The following is a 24,497-nucleotide window of genomic DNA, read 5'->3' as shown; positions in this document are numbered from 1 at the left end:
TGTTGTCATGATTCAAAAAGTGGCAATTTTGTTCAGTGAAACAGGCAAAATCCTAGCCATCAAAATTAGATAACTTACAGCACTTACAGACAAGTCAGATATGAATTGGGAGCAGAGATCGGGGAACTTAACGACTTGCAGCAATCATGGCAGCCATTAAGACCGTCGTGTTCCAGCGCTCGGTATACCGAATTCCATTGATAAACAGGGCTGGGGCAGTCGTCACTCCACTCTGCATTCCGCCTTCAATATCTTCGTTGATATGATCGACATGCACTTGCTTAGACAATTCTTTGAGAAATTGAGGAATGTCAAGCCCTAAATCATTGGCGTACTCGACAAGATAACCATTCTCCAACTTTTGTTGATGGGTAAATAAAGTATCATTCATTAACCAAAACTGTCCTTGGGCAGCGGCGGCTTCGGCAGCTTGGGCTGCCCGTTGAGCATGAGGATGAATTTGTGTTTGCGGAAAATGGCGGAAGATAAAGCATAAATAATCCTCTCCTAAAGAAGCACTAAGCTCCCGTTTAATCACTTTAATCAGCTTGTAAACGTCTGCACTTCTAGGGCATTGATAGTCTCCATACATCACCAGTACTACCTTGGCACTCAGCACACCTTCCATCCAATCTTGGGTTGAAGGCAAGACAAGTAAGGAACTGTGGCTGCGATCGTCGTTCATCTTTCTACATCTGCATCAAGCATGGAACCTTGCAATTAACTTGCTCAATTCATTGCCTGCATAACTGTTTGCATAAATTCAATATAGGCGATCGCCTTCAAGCCGTCGTCTATAACGAGTTAAAATTTTTACCGTACAAATTGATAGAACAACCACACCATCGTGGAGTAGAAAGCTGGTTCTAACTTAAGTTAGAATCCAAATTTGATCGAAAGTACACCCTACAGACTGACAATGCCGCGTTTAACGGCAACAATCACAGCTTGGGTGCGTTCGCTCACATCCAACTTATCCAAAATCCGTTAGTTGATCAAGGTTGTTTGCACGTCTTCATGAACCGCCCATTGCAACCCGCACGATGGGTGGGGTGTGGGCAGGAGAAACACCTGCCTCGACCCGATTAGCCTGCTTGTTGGGGCGTTACGGACACTCTTATCGGGAATGCGGGGCGAGGAACTGATAACCAACTCCTCGCCTTCACTTTTTTTATTTTGTGCGTGCGCGTTGCAATTAGGTGCTTTTACACAGGTGCCATTTGCCGATCGAGCTTGGTCTCTCGTCCATCTCGTTGCACAGATTGAGCTTTGTCATAGCTCTCCATCAGGGCGCGGTAAGGCGGTATGATGTGGTCAAACGCAACAGCGGCAAACTCCATTGCGTCTGGACGGTTCCACGTGTTCATGAGTTCGCTGATTACTGCGAAAGTGTCGATGGGCATCGCTCCTGCTTGGACGACCCGGGCCAGAGTGAGGTCGGTCGCCATCTGGCTCCAGTTGCCGGAAGCGTCAATGATCGTGAAGACCTTGTAGCCGGCGGCCAGTGCGCTCAGCGTCGGAAACGCCATGCAGACGCTGGTGAGAGTTCCAGCGATGAGAAGAGTCTTTCGCCCAGTCTTCTCGATCGCGTCTACCCAAGCCGGGTTATCCCAGGCGTTAATCTGGCCTGTGCGCGGAATGTAAACCGCCTCAGGATTGTGCTGGTGGATTTCGGGAATCAGGGGACCATTGGGACCATCGGGCACCGAAGCAGTCGTGAAGGTCGGAATCTTGGCGAGTCGCGAGATCTTGGCGAGCGCCGTAACATTGGAGCGGAGGACTGGGAGTTCGATGTCACGCACAAGTTGGAAGAGTCCGCTCTGATGATCAATCAGCAGCAGTACGGCGTCGTTGGGATCGATCATTGTGTCGATGGTGTTGCTCACGGGTTTGTCTCCTTTTTCATTTAAATTCAGTCAATGTCATTTTTTCCTAGCTATCTGGGGCGTGTCCAGTTCTAGTACTCAGCTTCTTTCAGAATAAGTTCAGTATAGGAGATCGCCTTCAAGCCGTCGTCTATAGCGAGTTAAATTTTTTACAGTACAAATTGATAGAGTAACCATTCCATCGTAGAGTAGAAGGCTGGTTATAACTTAAGTTAGAATCCGAACTCGATCGAAAGTACACCCTACAAACTGACAATGCCGCGTTTAACGGCAACAATCACAGCCTGGGTGCGATCGCTCACATCTAATTTATTCAAAATTCGATTGACATGGGATTTAACCGTGCCTTCACCAATACTCAAAGCATCAGCAATCTCGGCATTGCTCATCCCCTGTGCCAGTGAGCGGAGTACCGCCAGTTCTCTTTCACTCAGTTCTGGATTGCTGAGGCGCTGTACCAACTTTGCTCCCACATCGGGCGGAATATACTGCCGACCCCGATGAACGGTACGAATGGCATTTAGAAGTTCGTCAGGTTCAGTTTCTTTCAACAGGTATCCTTTTGCTCCTGCCTGCAATCCCCGATAAATATCTTCGTCACTATCATATGTTGTCAGTACAATAATCCGAGCAGATTTAGCGGTAGCACGAATTGCACCGATGGCGGCAACTCCTTCAACTTCAGGCATTCGCAGATCCATCAGCGTTACATCCGGTTGGTGTTCCCGAAAGGCGGCGATCGCCTGTTCCCCATTTTCGGCTTGGGCAATCACCTTCATATCTGGGTCACGGTTAATAATCGTGGCTAATCCTTGCCGAAAAATGGAATGATCGTCTGCAATCAAAACCCGAATTGTCGTGGTTTGGCTCATCGTGATGCTCACTCAAGGGTTGACGGTGACAATAATCTCTGTTCCTTGCCCAGGTTGACTCCTAATCGTCAGTTGTGCGCCGATGCGCTCTGCCCGTTCGCTCATGCCTAATAAGCCAAAACCATTAGAGGATGGAACACTCCCAACTCCAAAGCCCTGCCCATTGTCTTTCACGCGCAAGCAAAACCGATTACGATCATATACTAGCTCCACTCGAATCTCGTCAGCATTGGCGTGTCTGATAGCATTAGTTAATGCTTCCTGCCCAATCCGCAGTAGGTTACTTTCGACTTCAGTGGGTAGAGAATACACTGCACCCTCGATCTCATAATATAAAGTAGTATCCATTGCGGCAGTTCTGAGTTGAGCGACGAGACGATGTAGAGCGCTCTGTAAACTGCCCTCCTCCAAAAGCTGAGGACGGAGCGCTACTACCGATCGCCGCGCTTCAGTCAGTCCAGTTCGCGCCAATTCTTTGATCAGGTCTAGATGTGCCTGAGTTGCTTCTAAATCATCCGTTAGCACCTGGTTTGCAGCTCCTACCTGAGCCAGAATGCCTGTAAACGCCTGAGCGAGTGTGTCATGAATTTCGCGTGCCATGCGGTTACGTTCTTCCAAAATTGAGGCGGCTTCTGCTTGCTTGAGCGGCGTAATATCTCGCGTTAGCCAAATCACCTGATCGTGGTCGATTGGTGCAATGCGAGCCGAAAACCAGGCTTCTCGTCCATTTATAAACGTACTGTACTCGACTGTGAGGATTTGTTGGGTTCTCAGCACCTGCTGAATATAACTTAGAAATTCATCGGCTTGTTCCTTTCCGAGTTGATGCATGGTTTTACCAATCATCTCCTCAATGGGTTGCCATAGCAGATTTGGTTCCAGTACGATTATTTCAAGGAATCGCCCTTCAGCAGTCAGTACAAATAATGGATCGGGAATTGCCTCAATTAGAGTCCGTAGCTTTGACTCTGAGGCTTGTAGGGCTTCTTCTGCTTGCTTGCGATCGTCTTCGATGCGCTTGCGAACGCTGATGTCCCGCTGTACCCCGAATTGTCCGATGATTCTGCCTTGACTGTCATACAGGCAGATATAATTTCCCTCAATCCAGATTGCCGTTCCATCCGATCTGCGTTCATCCGTTTCGATACATAGCTTCCCAGCATCAAGAAATTCCCGCCACACCCGTTTGCCATAGGCTAGATCGTGGGCATACAGGTCGTTGGGAGTAAAACCAATAAACTGCTCCTGGCTAATCCCATACTGAGCGAGTATGGCATCGTTGGCTTTTGTAACCCTCTGGTGGGCAAAGACATAATCCAAAACCTGATCCTTATCAACGCTGCTATCCCACTGCACGGGTTGATCCAGCATCATGATGAAAAATCCGTCAAGGGAATGAGAGAAAGATACATCCAAAAGTTGCTCACTTTCACGCAGTGCCTCTTCTGCTCGTTTGCGATCGCTGATATCCGCAATCACGCCTTCGATGTATCCATCGGTTGCATTCAGATAAGAAGAGAAAAGTACCCAAAACACTGTCCCATCTCGTTTTCGCATCTGTGCTTCATAGCTTCGCACTTCCCTATCACGCTTCAGCAACTCAAGGAATTGTTGGCGATCGCTGGGATTTACATAGTAGTCTGTGGCGTGTTCAAGCCCAATGCTCTCCTCTGGTGAATCAAAGCCAAACAGATTGGCATGGCGTTGATTGGCATCGAGAAGTAATCCATCCGAGAGGCGGGTTCGGAAGATGCCGACCTGCGAGTTTTCAAAGATAGTTCGGAACTTGGCTTCACTGCGTTGTAATGCCTCTTCTGCTTGTTTGCGCTGGGTGGTGTCATTACCAACCGATAAGATTTCAACTACATCTCCCTGTTCATTGAAGATGGCTTGATTAGACCAGGAAACCCAAACTCGCCGACCGTCTCGACACAGGTTTTCACCCTCGCCTTGCGGGTACGATTGAGGATTGCGAAGTAAATCGTGAACAAATGGTTTGACATCGCGTCCAGAGGTTTCGATGTCTGGAATGATTGTTTCAAATAAGGTTCGCCCTAAAATCTGATGTTCTTCATAGCCCAAGAATTTCACCCCATAATCGTTGATGTATCGAATCCGTCCTTGTGGATCATAGCGAATGATGACTGAATTCGCGGTTTGTAGCAAGTTGCGATAATTCGCTTCACTTTGTCTCAATGCGGCTTCGGTTTGTTGACGTTCAGCGATCTCCTGCTGTAAGGCTTGAGTTCGCGCTTCTACTTTCCTTTCCAGTGTTTCGGAATAATCTGCTAACCGTTCATACAACCGAGCATTTTCTAGTGAAATCGCTGCCTGAGCAATCAACAGTTTGAGAACTTGCAAGCGATCGCTGGTAAACACTCCAGTGCTGAGATTGTTCTCTAAATAAAGGATGCCAATCAGTTGACTTTGCTTGAGAATTGGCATACAAAGGAGCGATCGCGTCTGTTGGCGTTGAATATAAGAATTAGTTGAAACAGACGCTTCGCTGACTGCATCATCAAACACTAGAGTTTCTTGAGTGCGTTCTACCGATTGAATGACGGAAACAGGAATTGTTGCACAGCCAGCAACAGTGGTCTTTTCCAGGTTGCACTGTCTACTCCCACTGCACTGAGCCACGACAGTGAGCTGATCGTCTTCCAGGAGAATCAGAGCGCCAGTTTCGGCTCCGGCATTTTCTATCACCACCTGCATCAACGTGGCAATCAATTGATCGAGATGGATGATTTCTGAGAGGGCTTGAGCCGCTTTCATCACCGCAGCCAAATCGATCACCGCAGTCGAATGACTGATTGTTCCCTCGATCAAGATTGAATTCGATTGCCGAATTGGGTTGGAATTGAGTAGTTGCGGATAGCGTTTTTCTAAGTCTTTAACTTTAGCTTTTGCACCCCAGCGATCGTACCAATAGTGCGCCTCTTTCATGTAGGTTTGAGCAATTTTTTCTCGACCTCGCGCTAGATAATGTTTAGCCGCTAATTCATAAGCCAATGCTTCTTCTTGGATAAACTCATTTTCAGCAGCACCTGCGATCGCTCGTTCATAAAACTCTTCAGCCTCAAGAAATTGCCCTAAGACTCGCGCTTTCTCTGCCTCGACTAGATGAAATTTATGTAGATAATTCATTGGGGCGTGTTCTGCCCATTTTTGCATCTTTTCTTGGTTGGTACTAACACAACTCAGCCAAGCTGCTTTTTCAGCGCTCGAAGTATCAAGCGATAGGCTCAAAAGCGCCAGAGAATGGTAGAAACAGAATACAGGTAAAACCGTTATTGCTGTCACCTCTTCAAAATATTGCCTTGCTAAAATGGCAGTCTGTACAGCTTGATGATATTCTTCAAATAGATAACACAGTATAACTTTGTGCAGATACAGCATTTGAATTGCAGTTCCATCTTTAACTGCAATAGCGTGTGGTAACGCCTGCTCTTCATTACATAGCCTACCAACTAAGCGGCTGGGATTAAGAGACCTATCTAGCAAATTAAGAATGGTCTGCCACAATATTGCAAGCCAATTCGAGGGGCTTTCCCGTCTGATTTGGTCGATCGCTTTGCTGTAAGTTGCTGTTTTTTGTTTCAGTTGGGTAAGTTCCTCTCCAGCAAAAAACGAGTTATGGCACACGTAATATGCAGCATAACCAGCTATTTCAAAGTCTCCAGTTTCCACTCCATTCTGATAAGCATCAGCCAGCATGGGTATTGTGTTCTTAAGATGCACCTTCCAGTGCATGATATGGACACTCGAAAACATTAATGTTTTAGCATTTCCTCTGGTATTCAATCGTTCTGCCAAACCCAGAGCCAATTTGCCTAACTCATAACCGAGTTCAATGTCTTGAACAACTCCACATAAAACAAACCCGTAGCAAGCATAATACAGTGATGACCAGATAGCATTCCCGTAGTTGATTGATAAATTTACCGTTTTGAAAGTAATCAGTATCCACAGTGCTGGTAACATTATAAATGCAGCAGACCCCATATTCGCTAGGATTGACATAGCTGCCAGGGGTTCTGGTGCAGTCATCTCTGGTAAATTAATCAAGTCTTCGATTTCTCGTTCAGCGAGTAGTGCAGCCGTTGACTCCAATTCCCTTTGAATATCTGCCTGACTTGGATTTTCTATTAAATCTATTCCCAAGAGCTTTAACGCTTCCAATCCAGTTTTTAGTGCTTCTTTCAGGTTGCCCTGTGACAAATATCCTTGAATTCTGCTATCGTAAGCCTGCACTTTGTCAACCACTGTTTTGGCACGATCGAGTACCACTTCTACCAACTGTTCCATCTCATCAAAGCGACCCTGGAGATACGCCGCTTCTGCTGCTTCTGAGTACAGCGCTAAGGTGAGGTCATACTCACTCTGCCAACTCTGTTTCTTGAGGAGTTGAAGCCCTGTAGTGAAATACTTAAAAGCTGCTTCATAAGCCGTTGCTGCCTTTGCTTTCTGACCTGCCATTAAATTCAATCTAGCAATTTCAGTTCGTTCTGATTGAGCAGTGACTAGCTCAACTCCCTGATCGAGATGATCTACAATTGCAAACAGTCGATCGGATCGTTGCTCTGGTAAAGTTTTTTCGAGTAAATTGCGACCGATTTGGAGATGAACCACTTGTTTGCACGACTCATCAATCAAGGCATAAGCGGCTTGCTGGACGCGATCGTGCGAAAACTTATACTCTTGCACTAATAAGTCTTCGTCTAAGTCAGACAAGGGTTGAATTAATCCAGTTTGTATTGCTGCTAGTAAATCCTGAAAAATTGCTTTCGGTGATTTTTCGCAAACGATCGCCAATGTTTCTAAATCAAACTCAGACCCAACACAAGCGGCGATGGAGAGAACTTGCTGTGTTGCTTCCGGCAATTTCTGCAACTGACGCAACAGCAACTCCACTACATTATCAGTGATATCTTGAACTTCAATCTCAGCCAAGTTCCATTGCCAGCTCAACTGTTGTGCATCAAAGGTCAACAGATTTTCGCCATACAGCATTTTCAAAAATTCACCGACAAAGAACGGGTTGCCCTCGGTTTTACGTGACACAGTTTGGGCTAGGGAATGAACCGTTTCAGGATTGTGATGTAATGTCTCAGCTAACAGTTGACTCAACGATTTTAATGTTAAGGGGGTCAGAATGATTTCCTGAAGAATTGCTCCCTGGTTTCGCAGGTTCTCTAGCGTCAAAACCAATGGATGCGTTGGAGACACTTCATTATCTCGATAAGCTCCGATCAAAAACAGATATTGGGTTTGCTCGTCAAGTAAGATGAGTTCGATTAACTTCAGCGTCGCAGAATCGATCCACTGTAGATCATCTAAGAAGATGACCAGGGGATGCTCTTTTGCACAAAACGCCCGCATAAACCTTTGAAAAGTTAGATTGAAGCGATTCTGTGCTTGGGTTGCTCCAACTTCTGGTACGGGCGGCTGCTTGCCAATGATTAACTCAACTTCTCTTATGACATCAATGATGATTTGTCCATTGCTTCCCAAAGCGGTGAGCAGGCGCTCTTGCCACTGTTGCAACTGCTCGTCAGGTTCACCCAGTAGTTGCTGCACCAATTTTTGCAGGGCATGGGCGATCGCGCTATAAGGAACATTGCGCCCAAATTGGTCAAATTTACCTGATATGAAATAGCCGTGCTTTGCCGTGATGGGTTTGTAGAGTTCCTGCACCAATGCTGTTTTGCCAACGCCAGCGTAACCAGCAACGAGCATGAGTTCGACATTGAGTTGAGCATTTTCTATGCCTGACTCTAGTTGACAAATTTCGCCGAATGTCTCTTTTCCAGCCACTCTGTCAAACGCCGCCAATAATGCTTCAATCTCCGCTTCTCGTCCATACAGTTTTTGAGGAATGCAAAACTGTTCGGAAACATCTTGTAGTCCCAACGACATGGCGTTAATCTGACCCATTTCTGCCAGTTGTTGAGCGCAGCGTTCTAGATCCGTTTTGATGCCCCAGGCACTTTGATAGCGATCCTCCGCATTTTTCGCCATCAGTTTCAAAATCAGGTCTGAAACGGGTTGGGGAATCGTCGCGTTTAATTCGTGCGGGGGAATCGGTGGTCTGGCAATGTGACAGTGGACTAGCTCTAGAAGATCTTTGGTGGGAAACGGCAATTGTCCCGTCAACAGTTCGTAGAAGGTTACGCCCAGCGAGTAGAAATCGGTGCGATAGTCGAGCATCCGGTTCATCCGCCCGGTTTGCTCTGGCGACAAATAGGCGGGGGTTCCTTCCAGAAGATGGAGACTTTTGAACGTGGGATTAGTGCGGCCCAAGCGAGTAGCAATCCCAAAATCAATGATTTTAACAACGCCAGTGTTCAGATTAAAGACAATGTTACCAGGGTTAATATCTTTATGGATGACATGAGCCGCATGGATTCTGCCCAGAGTATGGGTAATGGCGATCGCCACATCCAAAAAAATCGACAAGGGCATGGGACAGAAGTCTGATTGCTGCCGCATCCAGTATTCTAAAGACTCTCCACCAAAGTCCTCCAGGAGAATAACCAGCGTGCGCTGGTAGTCTTGCTGGCTGTATGCCTTAACTACGCCTTCGATGTTGAGGGAACGGGTAATTTCATATTCCTGCCGATAACGAGTTAATTCCCCAGAAGAAGGATAATCCTGCTTCAGAACTTTAGCGATGACTGCACAATTCTCCCGTTCTCTTATGCCCCGATACACTAGAGAAACCGAACTTTCATAGATTTTGCTATGGATGGTAACTCCAGGTAAGGCAATCATTGGATTCTCTTGGGATGAGTGTCGTCAGCCATATCACAAAGTATATCGTTTACCAAACTCCAAAAAATAATCTCTGATCGCAAATTTGCCGAAGAGGAGGTCTGAAGCAGTTGCAGAGTAATAATTTGAGATCTTGTGGTAAAAGAGCTAATATGATGTCCGGCAAATTACCGATAATTAAGCACCCAGTTCAGACCACCAAGAAAAATTGGTTAAACCACGAACAAAATCAGGTTGGTTAATGATTTGGCGACAACGTTTGATTAACGCCTCCTCAACCTGATCAAGATTTTCAAAATCTCGATTGGCGATTGGTTGATTTGTAAGTGTCCATAAACGTTGTGCGGGTTGTAATTCTGGGGAGTGGGAAGGCAAAAATTCTAAATGTATACCTTGTGGTAGTTCTACTTGGTCGCTAGTATGCCACCCAGCTCGATCTACAACCAAGACAACCTGCTTACGAGTCGCAATGTCAAAGTGCTGAGCAAAATCTGCAAGTACTTTGTTAAATAATTGGATGTTGAGATAAGGTAGTATCCACCAATATGTTTGCCCAGATTGTGGGTGAACAAACCCGTAAAGCCACAACCATTTAAAACGCCAATTAATATTTGCGGTTGGTACTGTCCATTCATCAACCCAAATACGTCGAATTACTGGTTTCAAGCCAACTCGTTCGCGAAGCGTTGCCGAAGGCATTTGCTCGTCCATTGCCCATACTTCTACGTCGGAGTGTGGATGTTGTTGGCTGATTTGTTCGACTTTGGTCGCCAAATTTTTTTTTCCACTCCGCCTGTTCCTCTGGGCTTGAGTGTGTATGTTCTGGTCGGGGAACTCGAAGGCGAAAGCCCATTTGCTTGAGATACTCCCACCCCCTTTGACGACTGACGGGGCGACCGATTAACGCAAGCTACCAATCTGCAACTTTTCTACCATTCCACTGTCCTCCCTCAGAGGAGTGGCAATGCAAGTGCGCTCGATTGCAATGCCTGCTGTACATCATCTAAAAGCGGTTCACTGCTTCCTTGATTTGAGCTGCGTTGATCTCCTAAGGTTTCTGGCCCGATCCGGTTATAGCCCCAAACCAACTCGTAAATCCAACTCCGGCTATAGCCTGTGACTGCCACCACTTCTTCAGTCCGTGAACCTTTGGCTAACAACCAAATTATCTGGTAATGTGTCCGCTTTACCGGCTCCTTGGCTTGTCGATAACCTCTTTCCAATTCTTCTAGGCTCAGATGTGCCTCGATTGTTACTCGTCTTGGCATTGCGATCTGCGCTCCGCGCAGCAGCGAAGCTATCGCACTTCATAGCATTCTGATTTATATTATGGGTCATTTGCCGGACATCATATAAGTCAAAAAAATTGGCACTGCCTCACAAATAATATCAAGTTCGGATGAACACTTATAAAAAACGAAGAACCTCACCCCGCATTTGAGTCTCGCAAACGCTCCCCTCTGGTGAACTCGCGGAGAGGGGCTGGGGGTGAGGTCGTTTTATCGTAACTAATTAGGCGAGCTTGATATAAATAGTATTGAAATCAATCACTACTCTCTTAACGCATACCCCACACCACGCAGAGTATGAATCAAGCGTTTTTCATTATTTTCTTCCAGTTTGAGACGCAGATAACGAATGTAAACTTCAATAATATTAGAATCACCCATAAAGTCATAACCCCAAACTTTCTCTAGAATTTGGTCTCTAGTAAACACCTGACGGGGATGGCTAAGAAGATACTCCAATAAATCAAACTCTTTTGCCGTTAGCTCAATCGCTCGTTTGCTGCGAAATACTTCACGAGTACGGCGATTTAAGCTCAAATCTTCAAACTGCAATACATCCTCATCTGTTTCTTGAGTGCGACGCAGATGGGCACGGATTCTTGCCAGCAGCTCCTCAATGCTAAATGGTTTGACGACATAATCATCAGCTCCTGCGTCCAAACCTGCCACGCGATCGCTCACTTCATCTTTTGCTGTCAACAAAATCACTGGCATTTTGTTCCCGGTTGTGCGTAAGCGACGGCAAACTTCTAACCCAGATAACCCAGGTAGCATCCAGTCAAGAATCGCTAAGTCTGGTGATTCCTCTCGCGCCAGAGTTAAACCCGTGATTCCATCATGCGCCACACTGACTTTGTAACCTTCGCTACTCAGTTCCAATTCGACAAATCGCGCCAGTTTGATTTCATCTTCAACCAGGAGGATATGCGCTGTCATATTTTTGCTCCTAATGCAGGTAATCTCAGAATAAAAGTGCTGCCATAACCAGGTTCTGAGCGAATTCCAACCTTGCCTCCCATGCGCTCCACAAGGCGTTTTACTATAGATAAACCCAAGCCTGTTCCTCCAGTCGAACGGGTACGGGATGGATCTACCCGATAAAAGGGTTCAAAAATGCGAGATTGATCTGCTAAAGGAATACCACAGCCGTTGTCACTTACTTCAATCACTGCCCAACCATCAACTTGAATCAGTTGTAAAGTCACTGGCTCACCTACATCCGAGTATTGAAAAGCATTGTCAATCAAATGGTTTAACGCCTGCATTAGCTGGTTGCGTTCCGCTTTGACTTTCATCGGAAACGGAACGACTTCAAGCTGGATTGCTCGATGGTCAAATTTTTCTCTCATCTGTGCTATTTCTGCAATCAAATCATTTAGTATCAATGGTTCAGCTTGCAAGGGCATAGCACTGCTACCTGCGCGTGCCAAATCCACTAAGTCTTGCACGATGCGAGTCATTCGTTCTGCGTCAGAAACAGCCATCTCTAGAGCCTCTTTCTGGGAATCTAATAAGTTTTGACTGCGTTGCAGAGTTCTCTGCAAATATGCATAAACCATACTGAGGGGTGTGCGTAACTCATGAGCCAAGTCGTTGGTAAACTGTTGCTGTTGTTCTCTAACCTCCATTAACCTTGTTAACAACTCATTCCACGTTTGAGCTACTGCTTTCACTTCGCTTGGTGTCTGATTTAACCGTGGGTGATACGAGCTCAGTTCAGCAGCGTGGGCAGCCGCCCACTGATTCATCTGTTGTAACGGCAAGAGCGATCGCCTAATAAACACAATGGTGAAAACTATAGTGGTGGCAAGCAACACAACGCTCATAGTTTCCAGATTTTTAATAATTGCCAACAGCTTGGGGTCATCATAAGACATACCATATTGTTGATAAGTCATAATGATAAACTGTTTTATTTCCCAACTTATCCATCTAGTAAAACTACTGATTCCTACTGTAAAGATAACGATGATTCCAATACTCAGGCGAAATTGTAGCGAAGAGGGGTCAATTCTTGCTCGAAGAACTTTCGCTAATTTTCTCCTAAACTGGTCTAGAAAATTCATTAAAGTGACTCATGCTCCTGCATTTTATTAATTTAGGTAATCACATGTATGGTGATGCGTTCAAACAATAAACAATAAACTCTTTAATATATAATTTAACTGTAAAATAAAAGTTCCTGAGAAAAATGAGTTTTTCCTGAATAGAGTTAAAGCTTTTGGTTAGAAATTGGTCAGAATCTTGATATTTTATCTATAAAGCTCTTATGACCGGGACGATTTTAGATTTTAAATTTTAGATTTTAGATTGGGGGTTGGTCGGTACAAGCCCCGTCCCTGTCTCCTTCACCAGACGCTACGCGTTCGCTCGATTCGTGCGCTTTGCGCATACGGCAAGCTCAGGGCAAGCCTTCTAGGACGGAATGAATTCCTCAATCCGTCAATTTTAGATTTGCGATTTTAGATTGGGTTGGTTCGTTGTCCCACGAGTTAAGTTAATCCAAAATCCAAAATCCAAAATTCGAGTCACCTTTAGCTTGGGCTGAGCGCAGCCGAAGCCGGTGGAGTCAATTCCATTATCCAAAATCCAAAATCCAAAATTGGCTGACTTACTCAGCTAATTCTAATTTTTAGGTTATGCATGTATAACATTTTATGTTTTCATGTAAAATCTGTAATGATTTCTGTAAATAAACAGAAGACATAATTAGTAAAATCTTCGTACCAAAGCATCCCAAACCAAAACTCTGAAAACTTCACATCTTACCAGTTTCTCTCTAAGCTTATTTTGCGCTTATCAATAAACAATGAGTAAAGCCAATGAAGATGAAATCTTGTTGCATAACCAGCCGTGGCAACGGGAGTTACGGGCGATGACGCTTTTGTCCTCATTGAACTATCGAACTGGAGAATTGTGTAGTTATTTACATAACATTGCCTGTGGTGTCAGCGAACTCATTGAGGTAGATTGGTCAGTAGTAACGCTATGTCAGGAAGGGTTTGAAACAGTGCTGGCAAGTAGTATTGACATGGGCGAGGGCGAACACATTTATTCACTACATGGTTCACTCACTGGCACTGTTATAGAAATCGGTCACTCGTTAGCAGTGGAAAATGCTGAAAAACATCCTGAGTATGGAGAGGCTCCAGAAGGTTATTGCTCATATTTAGGAATACCATTACGGACTGCCCAAGGTGAAGTGATTGGTACTGTGTGTTCTTTTCATCAGCAGCCAAGGGAGTTTACAAAAGAAGAAATCCAAATAGTGGAACTGTTTGCAGAACGTGCGGCTACAGCAATCGACCATTACCATCTCTACCAGCAACAGTGCCAATTTAATCAAGTTCTGGAAGCTGAGGTCGAAAAACGCACTCAAGAACTGCGGGCGGCGCAAACCAAGCTTGTAGAACAGAAACGGTTGGCAGCCATTGGTGAATTTGCTGCTATGATTGTGCATGAAATTCGCAATCCCCTGACCACAATGATCATGGGTTTAAAGTTTTTTAAGAAAACTACTCTGGCTGAACCAGCTCAAGAGCGATTATCGTTAGCACTTGACGAGGGTAGTCGTCTGGAACGTCTGCTGACTGAAATTTTGCTCTACGCCAAACCTCAGGTTTTGCAGTTGTGTGAATTGGATGTGAATCAATTTATTCGTGAGTTGCTAGTGCCAATCTGCGAAATGCCAGAAGCACTCTCACGGCAAATCGAATTTATTCCGGCGTCATCAACAATCAAAATTCTGGGTGACAAGGATAAGTTAAAACAAGTGTTTATTAATATTGTCCGCAATGCCTGCGAAGCAATCTCAGATGGAGATGTCGTCACATGGAAAGTAGACACTTCGTGTGAAGATAAAGTCTGCATTAACGTCTGCAATGGCGGCGAGCCAATTCCTCCAGAAGTCCTCTCAAAGTTAACGCAGCCATTCTTTTCCACAAAACCTGGTGGTACTGGGCTGGGGCTTGCCATTACCAAACGTATTGTTAATGCTCATGGTGGGGAATTACTGATTCAGTCTGATGCAGTGACAGGTACTATAATGAGTGTTCAATTAAGTAAGTGGGTGTGAAAATTTCTAAGTATGTAACTATAGCACTTCTCGTTTGCATGAAGTAGATTTTTCAACCTCACCATGAGGAAGTGCCGAAATAGTTTCCTTACACCCCTAATTGATGAGAGAACAATTGCATAACTTAACTATCTCAACTCTACCAAAAATATAAAGGCACTCTGTTAAATCAACTTTTATCGGTAGTTTGAGTTCTAATACTATGATAACAATAGCTGAAACCAAAAACAGTACGTACTCTGTGAACTCCACAAAATGGATGCTAACAATCACTCTCATTTTGAGCAGCATCACCTACTATCCAGCAAAGGTAATAGCCCAAACTCAACAACCAGCAACGACTAAGCAGGCTGTACAACTTAACAGAAGTGGGACTTCATCTCAACAACGTACCTCTCGACCTGTTTTTGTTTTGCCAAAAACACCCGCACGGTTAAGTCCTGTCTCTGGGCGTAGAGCAGGAATGGGTAGCCGGGATAATTGTCCTGCGGTTCCAACTGCACTCACTGCTTTAGTACCGTTACAAAGGGAACAAAAGGCTAGCAAACAAACAGACAAATCAATTTTGGGGATTGTCGAGGGAGTAACCACCTCTGAACGACCAACGTTTTGGTTTTACGTTCCTTACACTCAGGATTTAACAGTTGGTGCTGAATTTATCTTACAAGATAATGCGGGAAACGAGATTTATAAAAATGCGATCGCACTCCCTCCAAAGCCCAGTGTCATACCTGTTTCTCTTCCATCCAATGCATCCTTGCAAGTAGGGAAAATATATCGCTGGTATTTAAAAGTCCGTTGCAATCAGCAACAAACAGCGAGCGTTCCTATTTATGTAGAAGGAGACATTCAAAGAGTGAATTTGGATTCTCGTGTTGTCCAGCAGTTGGAAGCAGCCACGGATCCAGGGCAAAAGGCTACAATCTATGCGGCTAATGGTATTTGGTTTGATTCTCTGACAATACTGGCACAAGAACGCCAGAAGAATCCTAATGATGCATCTGTTGCTGAAGATTGGCAAAGTTTATTGCGATCGGTCAATTTGGATAATGTTGCTACGGCTCCTCTGGTTAAATAACAGTTATCAGTTATCAGTTAAAATTTGGTTCAAATGATAACTATTTCTCTACAACCAATTACCAACTAACACATAAGGTGCCCAGTAGAGAGGACGATTGTATTCAGTATTAGACAGCAGCCTTAATTGAGCCTCGCGTAGAGCTTCTGCTGTAGTTTTACCAGTTGTTAACTGACGGTAGAATTCATCAATAAACACAACCGTAGAGTTATCACCAATCTGCCATAAAGACGCTAAAGTACTCCGCGCCCCAGCCCGGATAGCAACTCCTGCTAATCCTAATGCAGCACGGTTATCTCCTGCTGCTGTTTGGCAAGCACTCAGAACAAGTAATTCCACTGGCTCTGTCCGTGTTTGCTCTCTACTTTTGAGCAAGTTATCTAAGTCTCTCACATTAATACGTCCATCGGCTGCTAGGATGAAAGTGTCTTTTGCTCTAGAGCTAAATTGTCCATGAGTTGCCAGGTGAACGACTCTAAATGGTTGGGCGTTGATGGTTTTTCTTAATGTCGTACTTTTGAAATTTTCATCTAATAATGTCATTGTCGATACGCCCGATTGCTGAATCAATTTTAGTTCAACCTTAACGTTGGGAAGCGGTGCAAACTTTTCATTTTTGGGTGGTTGCGAAAGTCCTCCAGCAAGAGCGTTTAATCTTTCCTGTGCTAGAGGTTTGGGGGTAAACAGTTGCAATCCTGGACTAATGGCGATCGCGTACTTCTGAACTAAATATTCTTTGCCATCATACAATGCACACACTGGAATATTTCGCAGTGACCCATCTGGGATAAAAACTAAAGTCTTGACTCCACTATTTTTGAGTTCACTTTCAACTGGTTTTATTAACCAATCATAAATTTTTTGGGAAACTTCCTGAAAATTCTTACTAGCATCGGGTTCGACTATCGTCTCTCGCATGTTTGTAATGGCTTTCTCTACCTTTTGTCTGTTCACCACAGAAGTTTTATGTATCAAAGGTTGGTTGGGAAGTTTGAGGATAACTTCTAACCGGTTATCTAGGATAATGGGATAAAAAATGGCAGTATTAAGATTATCACGATCTACCACTTTGTCTAACACCACAAATTGGTTACTCAAGCAAGCTTCTCGGAAAAAATTGTCTAGTTCTGCTAGTTGTAAGGCTTCGATTCGCTTGCGGACTTTATCTAAATCAGGCTTTTCTTGTCCTTTTTGTTGTAAAAGCAGCTCTACTGACTCGCGATAAATAGGTTCTACGCTATCACGAAAATTAAACTGAACCTCTTGGTTTACTGCTACTAAGTCACTGCGGAGAGACTGAAGAGATGCGACTGCGCTATCATAAGCAGCGATCGCTCTCTCAATATTTCCCTGTGCTTTGAGCAAACGTCCTAATTGCCACTCCCAACGATAAGCTATATCTGAAGCCAAGATTTTTTGAGCGATAAACAACGCTTGCTCCGTCAAATTCTGTGCTTCTTGCCATTGATTGTTTTGCTCATAGACTTCTGCTAAACTGCCAAGTGCATAGGATTGGGCGCGCTCCGAGCCTATCATTTTGGCTTGTTGAACGCTGCTTGCTAAAATTTTGGCGATATCTTTTTTATTACCAATTTTGCTTATGGTGCGAGCAAAGTTGATACGTGTGTAGATACCAGCTTGATTTATAGGCAGAGTTGCGAGTTGAGATTGGATTGTGGAGATTAGTAGAGACGTTGCATCTGATGGTTTTACATCTGCTTTATTCTTATCCTTGACAAGCAAGCTGAGTTGATTGATTTGAGCTTGAACTTTGGTGAGTGGGTTTGGTGCAATTAAAGCTGCATTTTTATAATGAGCGATCGCATTTTCTCTTTGATCTAAAGCTCTAGCAGTATTACCAAGAGAAAGCTGTGTCAGACTCATTTCTTGGGGTAGTTGCAGACGTTGAGCAATTTCTAAGCTTTGTTGTAAGTTTTTCTGAGATTCTTCTAACTTACCTGATTGTTGCTCGACATTACCCAGAGAGCGTAAAGCAGTTACTTTTTCAAGTGAGTCAGGTTGGGTTTGTAATTGTTGGGAAATTTCCTCTAATATGTCTAAGCTACGACGGTAAAAACCAGAAACTCGTAGAGCTTGTGCTTGGTTGATACGGCTGCGCGTCACTCCAGTATTGTATTGTTTACCTAATCGCTTCCAGATTTGCTCTGCTTGCTGTGATGTTTTTAGAGATACATCTGCCTGTCCCTGTGACAGTTGCAGTCCGCCTTGAATCTCTAGAGTTTGTGCTAGAATCTCCAAAAATTCTGACTTTGGACTGTTGACATTTAACTTTTGATTGTCTCCATTCCAGCCTAGTAGATTTAAGCTGGTGTTGATAGCTTTTGACGCTTCTTTCCATGAGCCAAGTTGCTGAAACGTTAAAGAAAGGTTTGTTAGTGCTGCAGCTTGTGCGAGGTTGTCGCCTTCTCGTTGAGAGATGCGGACAGCTTGTTGTAAAACAGTTATAGCTTCAGCAAATCGTCCAGATTGATAAAGTGCTTCTCCTTGTTCAAGAAGTTGCTGTGGTGTCGTGGCTGGGAATTTGGTGGTTTGGGTGTGGAATTTGTCTGATGAATTTGTATGGGGTTGTTTAGCGAATGTGCTGGGGATAAGAGTTAGGAAAAAAGCAAGGGTAAATAGGACTACATGAGTTAGCGAAAATCTAACGAGTCGTTTCGTCAACTGAAATGGATGCATATTTCACACCTTAGCGAGATGGACAAGAAGCAGGTGTTTGCCAAGGGCTGTGAGGCGTGACTTGGGCAGATTGCGCCACGAGTTCTATATTCCCATTGCGATCAACCACCCAACCAGTAGCTTCCACAATTTGAGTCGTCGCCGCTGCAACTTTAGTACTGTTTGAGACTGCAGTTGGTTGTGGCGAAGGTGTTGTTCTAGCTGAGTTTGCTGGTTTTGGTTTTAATCTCACCCACGCAGACAGAGTACTTGAATCTTGTAATGGTTCAGTCAGACTTATGGGTAACCCGCCGCGCCCTGTTGATACAAAAGAACTTTGGCTTTGCCGACTTCCGGGAGTGCAGGCGGTGGAAATTTGTTGGGAGACATCAACTAGATTACTAGGGAGTTCGATTAAGCCGCTAGTGGGGTCGATATTAGGTCTGTTAATTTGCACATTGCCGCTTAAATCTGGCGTTGCTCCTTTTGCAGTAATATCACTTTGTGGAGAAGGTTCTTTCCTGGACTGGATACCAAATATACCAGCAGTATTCTTTATGGTGACATTTCCGCCACGGAAGTTAGCGGAATCTGCTCTGATGTCGCTATTTTCATTGGGAACAGCAACGATAAAGCCATTTTTAGCATCGATAGTTATGTTCCCCCCAGAGATATTGTCTCCACTAGCGTTGGTTGTGATACTGCTACCTCGACGTAATAATAATAAAGGTGAGTTGAGAGAGATATCTCCCCCACCGCCTGTGGTGTTAGCGCTAAAAGTTGCCTTGTTATCTAAAAGGATAGAATTAGATGTAGCTTTTATGGCGCCTGCATTACCTGATCCTTGACTGTTCCCAGTTACTTCAGCATTATCCCGGATAGTCAATGACCCACTAGTGATGTTAATGTCTCCTCCCTTACCTGTGGAGCCTTTGAAGGAGTTAGTAAATAGACCACTGGCAGCTCCTGTTTCTGTAAAATTGTTGGCGATCAATGATAATCGGAAGGAAGCACCCTCTGGATCCGTGCGGATACGTTCTTCATTTGCCTGAACTTGGGCAACGCGAGTGTTGTATTTCTGGTCAATACCAGATATAGTTATCCGGTCTTTTGCACTAATCAAAATATTACCTGCTTGTCCGTTACCAGTTGTTGTAGTAACTAATTGTCCACCGCTCATTGCCTCAAAATATTTGGCATTCACTGTAATATCGCCACCCCGCCCATTCCCACGGGTGCGAGCGCTCAAACCGGCTGAGTCTGCAATTCGGAATGTCTCAGTGTTAATAATGATGTTGCCAGCATTGGAAGAATTATCGGTGTTGGTAAATAATCCGCTAGATAAACCACTAATGGGACTACTGCCTGAAATATCAACAACATTAGTATTGATATTAATATTTCCTGCAGCACCTTCTCCTTGAGTACTGGCTTTAATTAAGGCACCGTCTTTTAGCACTAGAGAATTAGCTTTAATTGCAAGGTTTCCACCAGGACCTTTCCCCCCTGGCAACACTCCTAATGTAATTCTGGTCGATTCTCCAGTCGGAGCAATCTCAGTTTTGCCTCCAATCAGTAAGATAGTACCATCGACTATTAAATCAATGTTTCCTCCCTCTCGTGATACTCCGCCTATGTCTAAATCCGCTCTCAAAGCAGCATTACTCGTCATCGAGAACTCTCCTGCTTGAATTTTGATGTTGCCCGAATTACCCGTAGCTCTACTGTTTACTGCTATTTGACTAGTTGTTGCCGCAGAAAACGACCCAGTTTTAATTGTGATGTTGCCTGCGTTGCCTACCGCATTAAATTCAGCTTGGGCATATATGGCGCCCTGATTATCAAGAGAGACTGAGTTGGTTGTGATATTAATATTACCCCCAACCCCTTTGTCCGTTGCTAGTGGTTGCAAGCTGGCAGACAGTTCAGCGTTATCAGTTAAAGACAACGAGCCTGCGGAGATATTAATGTTTCCCCTATTACCAGTCGCCCCCGCACCCACACTGCTGGAAATTGCACTGGGATATTTTCCATCCCTAATACCTTCAATCTTCACCGCGCCTGTGACATCAACGTTGACATTTCCTGCATTTCCTCTTCCTGCTGGTTTATCATTAAATGCTTCACGCACTAAGGTTAAGATTTGGGCGCCATCTTTTAGGGATAATGAAGCTGCGTTGATTTCGACTTTGCCTCCATTACCAACTGCTCCTGATTCCACGGTGCTTAAGATCAATGCGTTGACAAGAGACACAGAGTCGGTTGCTTTTACAAACACACTGCCTGCATTTCCTTGTCCGAATGTTCTAGCACTTAGTATGGCGCGATCAGTTAAGGAGAGTGAGCCAGTGGTGATATTAATGTCCCCTCCTTTACTTGAACCATAAGTATTGGTACTAATTTCGCCGTCAACTCGGACTTCTCCATTTTTACTAATCAGGGTAATATCTCCACCACGAGCTAGTTTGTCAGAGGATCTAATAGTTGAGATAATATTACCTGTCCTAATGTTGTTCGAGGCTTGAAGCTGAATATTAGCCGTATTCCCACTTCGAGAATCAGTGTATAAAGTTCCTTTTGTTGTATCAATTTCTCCATTAGTGCTGGTGAGTTGAATCCTGCTACTATCTCCTTTTTCGGCACTAGTATCTAATTCAGCGGTTCTAATATCACCTTTGGCTGTGAAAACAATCGCTCCTCCATTGCCAGTTCCACCTGAGTTATTACGAATTTGGGATGTGATAGTTCCTTTGGTTGTATCAATAGCTCCGGCGTTACTGGTGAGGGTGATGTTCCCACCGTTGCCAGTATCTTCTGTTTCTGAGATGATCCAACCCGTTGTAATATTGTTAAAGGCAGAGAGGAAAATCGCGCCAGCATCCCCACTTCGAGAATCAGTAGCTAAATCTCCTGCGGTAGTATTAATTGTCCCATTGTTACTAATGAGTTGGATACTTCCACCATTTCCTTTTTCGGCACTAGCATTAACTGTAGCGGTTTGAATATCTCCAGTGGCTCTGAATGCGATCGCACCTCCACGCCCTGTTCCATTTGAATAATCGCGAATTTGGGATGTGATACTTCCTTTGGTTGTATCAATAGCTCCGGCGTTACTGGTGAGGGTGATGTTCCCGCCATTGCCAGTACCCCCTGCTTCTGAGATGATGCCACCCGTTGTAATATTGTTGGCAGAGAGGAAAACCGTACCAGCATTTCCACTTCGAGAATCAGTAGCCAAATCTCCTTTTGTCGTGTTAATCGCTCCATTGTTACTCGTGAGTTGAATGTTGCCACCATCTCCTGTTTCAGAACTAGCATTAACTGTAGCGGTTTGAATATCTCCTTGGGCTGTAAATGCGATCGCACCTCCACGCCCTGTTCCATTTGAATAATCGCGAATTTGGGATGTGATACTTCCTTTGGTTGTATCAATAGCTCCGGCGTTACTGGTGAGGGTGATGTTCCCGCCATTGCCAGTACCCCCTGCTTCTGAGATGATGCCACCCGTTGTAATATTGTTGGCAGAGAGGAAAACCGTACCAGCATTTCCACTTCGAGAATCAGTAGCCAAATCTCCTTTTGTCGTGTTAATCGCTCCATTGTTACTCGTGAGTTGAATGTTGCCACCATCTCCTGTTTCAGAACTAGCATTAACTGTAGCGGTTTGAATATCTCCTTGGGCTGTAAATGCGATCGCACCTCCACGCCCTGTTCCATTTGAATAATCGCGAATTTGGGATGTGATACTTCCTTTGGTTGTATCAATAGCTCCGGCGTTACTAGTCAGGGTGATGTTTCCACCGTTGCCAGTACCCCCTGCTTCTGAGATGATGCCACCCGTGGTAATGTTGCCATTGGCAGTTAAGGCGATCGCGCCACCATTTCCCACACTGTCCACAGAAGAGTATGAAGAAGAGTTTAAAATACCTGTGGTAGTAATTGCTCTAGCACTGTTAATATCAATCGCCCCACCATTAGTGATAATCCCTTTAGTACTAACATCTCCAGATGCTGTCGTTAAGCTAACTAACCCCCCAGCCCCATTAGACTGCTGTAAAGAAACATCTCCACCTAAAGTAATTCCCTCTGGCACAGTTCCACTCGAAAACCCAGGTACTGAACCAGAATTGATACCCCCATAAGCTAGAGTATTCTGCCCAGAACGCATAATTAACGCCGTACTGTTGCTTAAAGTTGCAGTATCTTGTCCTGTAGGTAAAACACTCGTATCCGGTCCAGTAATATTTATATCACCTGCAAAGCGAATATTACCCTTGCTTTCGACTAACAACGATGCGCCTGTATAGTTAGCTGCAACATCCACATTGCCATTGCTACTGATTATGGGGTCATATTTGCTAACAAAGTTAGCCAGTCCCCCCGATACACTCTTGAGCGAAAAACTCCCACCACTACTAAAATGAGCATCAAGAGAAATAATTCCATCACTGATTAAGCTTAAATTGCCCCCACTCACAAATGGTGTTTGTGTTGGGTGATTCAGTGCTAAAATATCAATTCCTTGATTTCCCCCAATTGTGAGATTACCGCCCGCAGTAGCTAAAAACGGAGTCGTCACACTGTCCCGTACTTTTACAGTATCCTGTGCTTGCAGTGTTAAATCTCTTCCTGCTTTTAGCTGTCCCTGCAAATCAAGTTTGTCAGCTACTAGTGTCAAGTCTTGCTGGGGTGCTAAATTTCCGGTATTGGTAATAGTCGCCCCTGGCTGACTTGCTCCATACTGCAACCCTGGTGTAATATTTACCGTTAGTAATGGCGGTGCTTGGGGATTAGTGGCACTGAAAGTACTGCCATCAGGAAACTTAAAACTGCTTGCTGTAGTTGCAGAAAACGAGCCACCAATATCTAACCGGGCATTTGGTCCAAAAATAATACCATTGGGATTAAGCAGGAATAAGTTTGCAGTGCCTAAGCTGCGAATTAAGCCATCAATATTAGAAATTGACTTACCTGTTACTCGTGTCAGGATATTCTGAATATTGAGTGCATTATTGAACAAAGCCTCTGAGCCAGTGGGAACAGAAAACTCCCGAAAACTGTGGAACAGATTAGCACCTCTTGCGGTTCCACCTTCAATAATTCTAGTGTTGCCCTCTAATCTCACGTTGGAATTATTTGGCAGAGTCCCATCTGGCGTAATTTGAGCGCGAGCGCTATTTGTATATAAGGCTATTATGCTCCCAATCAAAATTCCTAGACTTTGCCACCAGTACAAACGTATAGATACCACAGACATTGCACTCTCCTATAAAAAGGAAATTTAGCGAGTGAATCCTCAATTAGGTATAGATGTCAGGGCGATCAACTTATGCACAAGCGAGGAAGCAAAGTGGCGTTACTGAATCAAGTGCATAAACCAGGGCAAACGCATCTAAAGTATAAGAATCCTTTAATAGCAAGGGTTTGAACGTTTGATAATTGAGGCGATTTTTTGATCAATATCCTTATGCAGCAAGGGTTTCACAAATTACGTGCGTTTGCCCTGTTGAATAAACGAAACTACTGCTACCAATTAAGAATCAGAAGGAAAAGCTAAAAAACTTCTGATTCCCAGCCGTGAATAAACGAAACTACCAATTAAGAATTAGAAGGCAAGGCTAAAAAACTTCTGATTCTCAGGCGTGAATAAACTTATTTCACTCCTACCAATTCTGAATTAGAGGAGAGGGTACTTGTATTAGGTGGGGACTATACTCTATTTTTTATACCTGGTATGTAAGCCCATGTTTTTAGTACGTCTGAACTGTTTAGGTAGTGATACGCTTTGCGTCAAACCTCCGGCTTATCGCGTACAACTGGCACACAAAATGTTTTTTATCTTATTGA

Annotated in this window: 10 protein-coding genes and 2 pseudogenes; 2 read left to right on the top strand and 10 right to left on the bottom strand. The window is 44.4% G+C overall.

Annotated features, from left to right (window positions below; translation table 11 throughout):
* Positions 1-127: 127 nt before the first annotated feature.
* The 8 genes and pseudogenes from DP114_RS05690 to DP114_RS05660 form a co-directional block, all read right to left on the bottom strand.
* Positions 128-685 (bottom strand): DsbA family protein, encoded by a 558-nt coding sequence (locus DP114_RS05690; RefSeq protein WP_169265568.1) that lies wholly within the window; start codon positions 683-685, stop codon positions 128-130.
* 221 nt (positions 686-906) lie between these two features.
* Positions 907-987, bottom strand: a pseudogene (locus DP114_RS36220) (DNA-binding response regulator); the annotation flags it as partial.
* A gap of 218 nt (positions 988-1,205) precedes the next feature.
* Positions 1,206-1,886, bottom strand: coding sequence for an isochorismatase family protein (locus DP114_RS05685; RefSeq protein WP_216669970.1), 681 nt, complete (start codon positions 1,884-1,886; stop codon positions 1,206-1,208).
* 242 nt (positions 1,887-2,128) lie between these two features.
* Complete coding sequence (locus DP114_RS05680) at positions 2,129-2,758, bottom strand: response regulator (RefSeq protein WP_169265567.1); 630 nt, start codon at positions 2,756-2,758, stop codon at positions 2,129-2,131.
* 12 nt (positions 2,759-2,770) lie between these two features.
* Positions 2,771-9,532, bottom strand: coding sequence for a PAS domain S-box protein (locus DP114_RS05675; RefSeq protein WP_171975668.1), 6,762 nt, complete (start codon positions 9,530-9,532; stop codon positions 2,771-2,773).
* Positions 9,533-9,709: 177 nt separating this feature from the next.
* Positions 9,710-10,800: pseudogene (locus DP114_RS05670) on the bottom strand (IS630 family transposase).
* 282 nt (positions 10,801-11,082) lie between these two features.
* Complete coding sequence (locus DP114_RS05665) at positions 11,083-11,757, bottom strand: response regulator transcription factor (RefSeq protein WP_169265565.1); 675 nt, start codon at positions 11,755-11,757, stop codon at positions 11,083-11,085.
* Positions 11,754-12,887, bottom strand: a complete 1,134-nt coding sequence (locus DP114_RS05660; RefSeq protein ID WP_169265564.1) for a sensor histidine kinase — start codon at positions 12,885-12,887, stop codon at positions 11,754-11,756. The genes DP114_RS05665 and DP114_RS05660 overlap by 4 nt, the downstream gene beginning before the upstream one ends.
* Before the next feature lie 743 nt (positions 12,888-13,630).
* On the opposite strand from DP114_RS05660, the gene DP114_RS05655 reads away from it, so the two are divergent.
* Together DP114_RS05655 and DP114_RS05650 are read left to right on the top strand one after the other, a co-directional pair.
* On the top strand, positions 13,631-14,896 hold the full coding sequence (locus DP114_RS05655) for a GAF domain-containing sensor histidine kinase (protein ID WP_171975667.1): 1,266 nt from the start codon (positions 13,631-13,633) through the stop codon (positions 14,894-14,896).
* 241 nt (positions 14,897-15,137) lie between these two features.
* Positions 15,138-15,974 (top strand): DUF928 domain-containing protein, encoded by an 837-nt coding sequence (locus tag DP114_RS05650; RefSeq protein ID WP_246163066.1) that lies wholly within the window; start codon positions 15,138-15,140, stop codon positions 15,972-15,974.
* 48 nt (positions 15,975-16,022) lie between these two features.
* Here the strand turns inward: DP114_RS05650 and DP114_RS05645 are convergent, their stop codons facing one another.
* Positions 16,023-18,671: a CHAT domain-containing protein gene (locus tag DP114_RS05645; RefSeq protein WP_171975665.1), complete on the bottom strand. Its 2,649-nt coding sequence runs from the start codon at positions 18,669-18,671 to the stop codon at positions 16,023-16,025.
* A gap of 10 nt (positions 18,672-18,681) precedes the next feature.
* Entirely contained in the window at positions 18,682-23,907 is a 5,226-nt protein-coding gene (locus tag DP114_RS05640) for a beta strand repeat-containing protein (protein WP_172195165.1), read from the bottom strand.
* Positions 23,908-24,497 lie beyond the last annotated feature (590 nt).

It is taken from the genome of Brasilonema sennae CENA114, from assembly GCF_006968745.1.
Taxonomy (GTDB): domain Bacteria; phylum Cyanobacteriota; class Cyanobacteriia; order Cyanobacteriales; family Nostocaceae; genus Brasilonema; species Brasilonema sennae.
The sequence above is the reverse complement of the archived record's forward strand: the minus strand, read 5'-3'. Positions and strand labels throughout refer to the sequence as shown.

Bases quoted from the DNA above. Each gene is read 5' to 3' on its own strand.
- DP114_RS05665 (WP_169265565.1), bottom strand. From the start codon at position 11,757: ATGACAGCGCATATCCTCCTGGTTGAAGATGAAATCAAACTGGCGCGA.
- DP114_RS05655 (WP_171975667.1), top strand. From the start codon at position 13,631: ATGAGTAAAGCCAATGAAGATGAAATCTTGTTGCATAACCAGCCGTGG.
- DP114_RS05660 (WP_169265564.1), bottom strand. From the start codon at position 12,887: ATGAATTTTCTAGACCAGTTTAGGAGAAAATTAGCGAAAGTTCTTCGA.
- DP114_RS05675 (WP_171975668.1), bottom strand. From the start codon at position 9,532: ATGATTGCCTTACCTGGAGTTACCATCCATAGCAAAATCTATGAAAGT.
- DP114_RS05680 (WP_169265567.1), bottom strand. From the start codon at position 2,758: ATGAGCCAAACCACGACAATTCGGGTTTTGATTGCAGACGATCATTCC.
- DP114_RS05640 (WP_172195165.1), bottom strand. From the start codon at position 23,907: ATGTCTGTGGTATCTATACGTTTGTACTGGTGGCAAAGTCTAGGAATT.
- DP114_RS05645 (WP_171975665.1), bottom strand. From the start codon at position 18,671: ATGCATCCATTTCAGTTGACGAAACGACTCGTTAGATTTTCGCTAACT.
- DP114_RS05690 (WP_169265568.1), bottom strand. From the start codon at position 685: ATGAACGACGATCGCAGCCACAGTTCCTTACTTGTCTTGCCTTCAACC.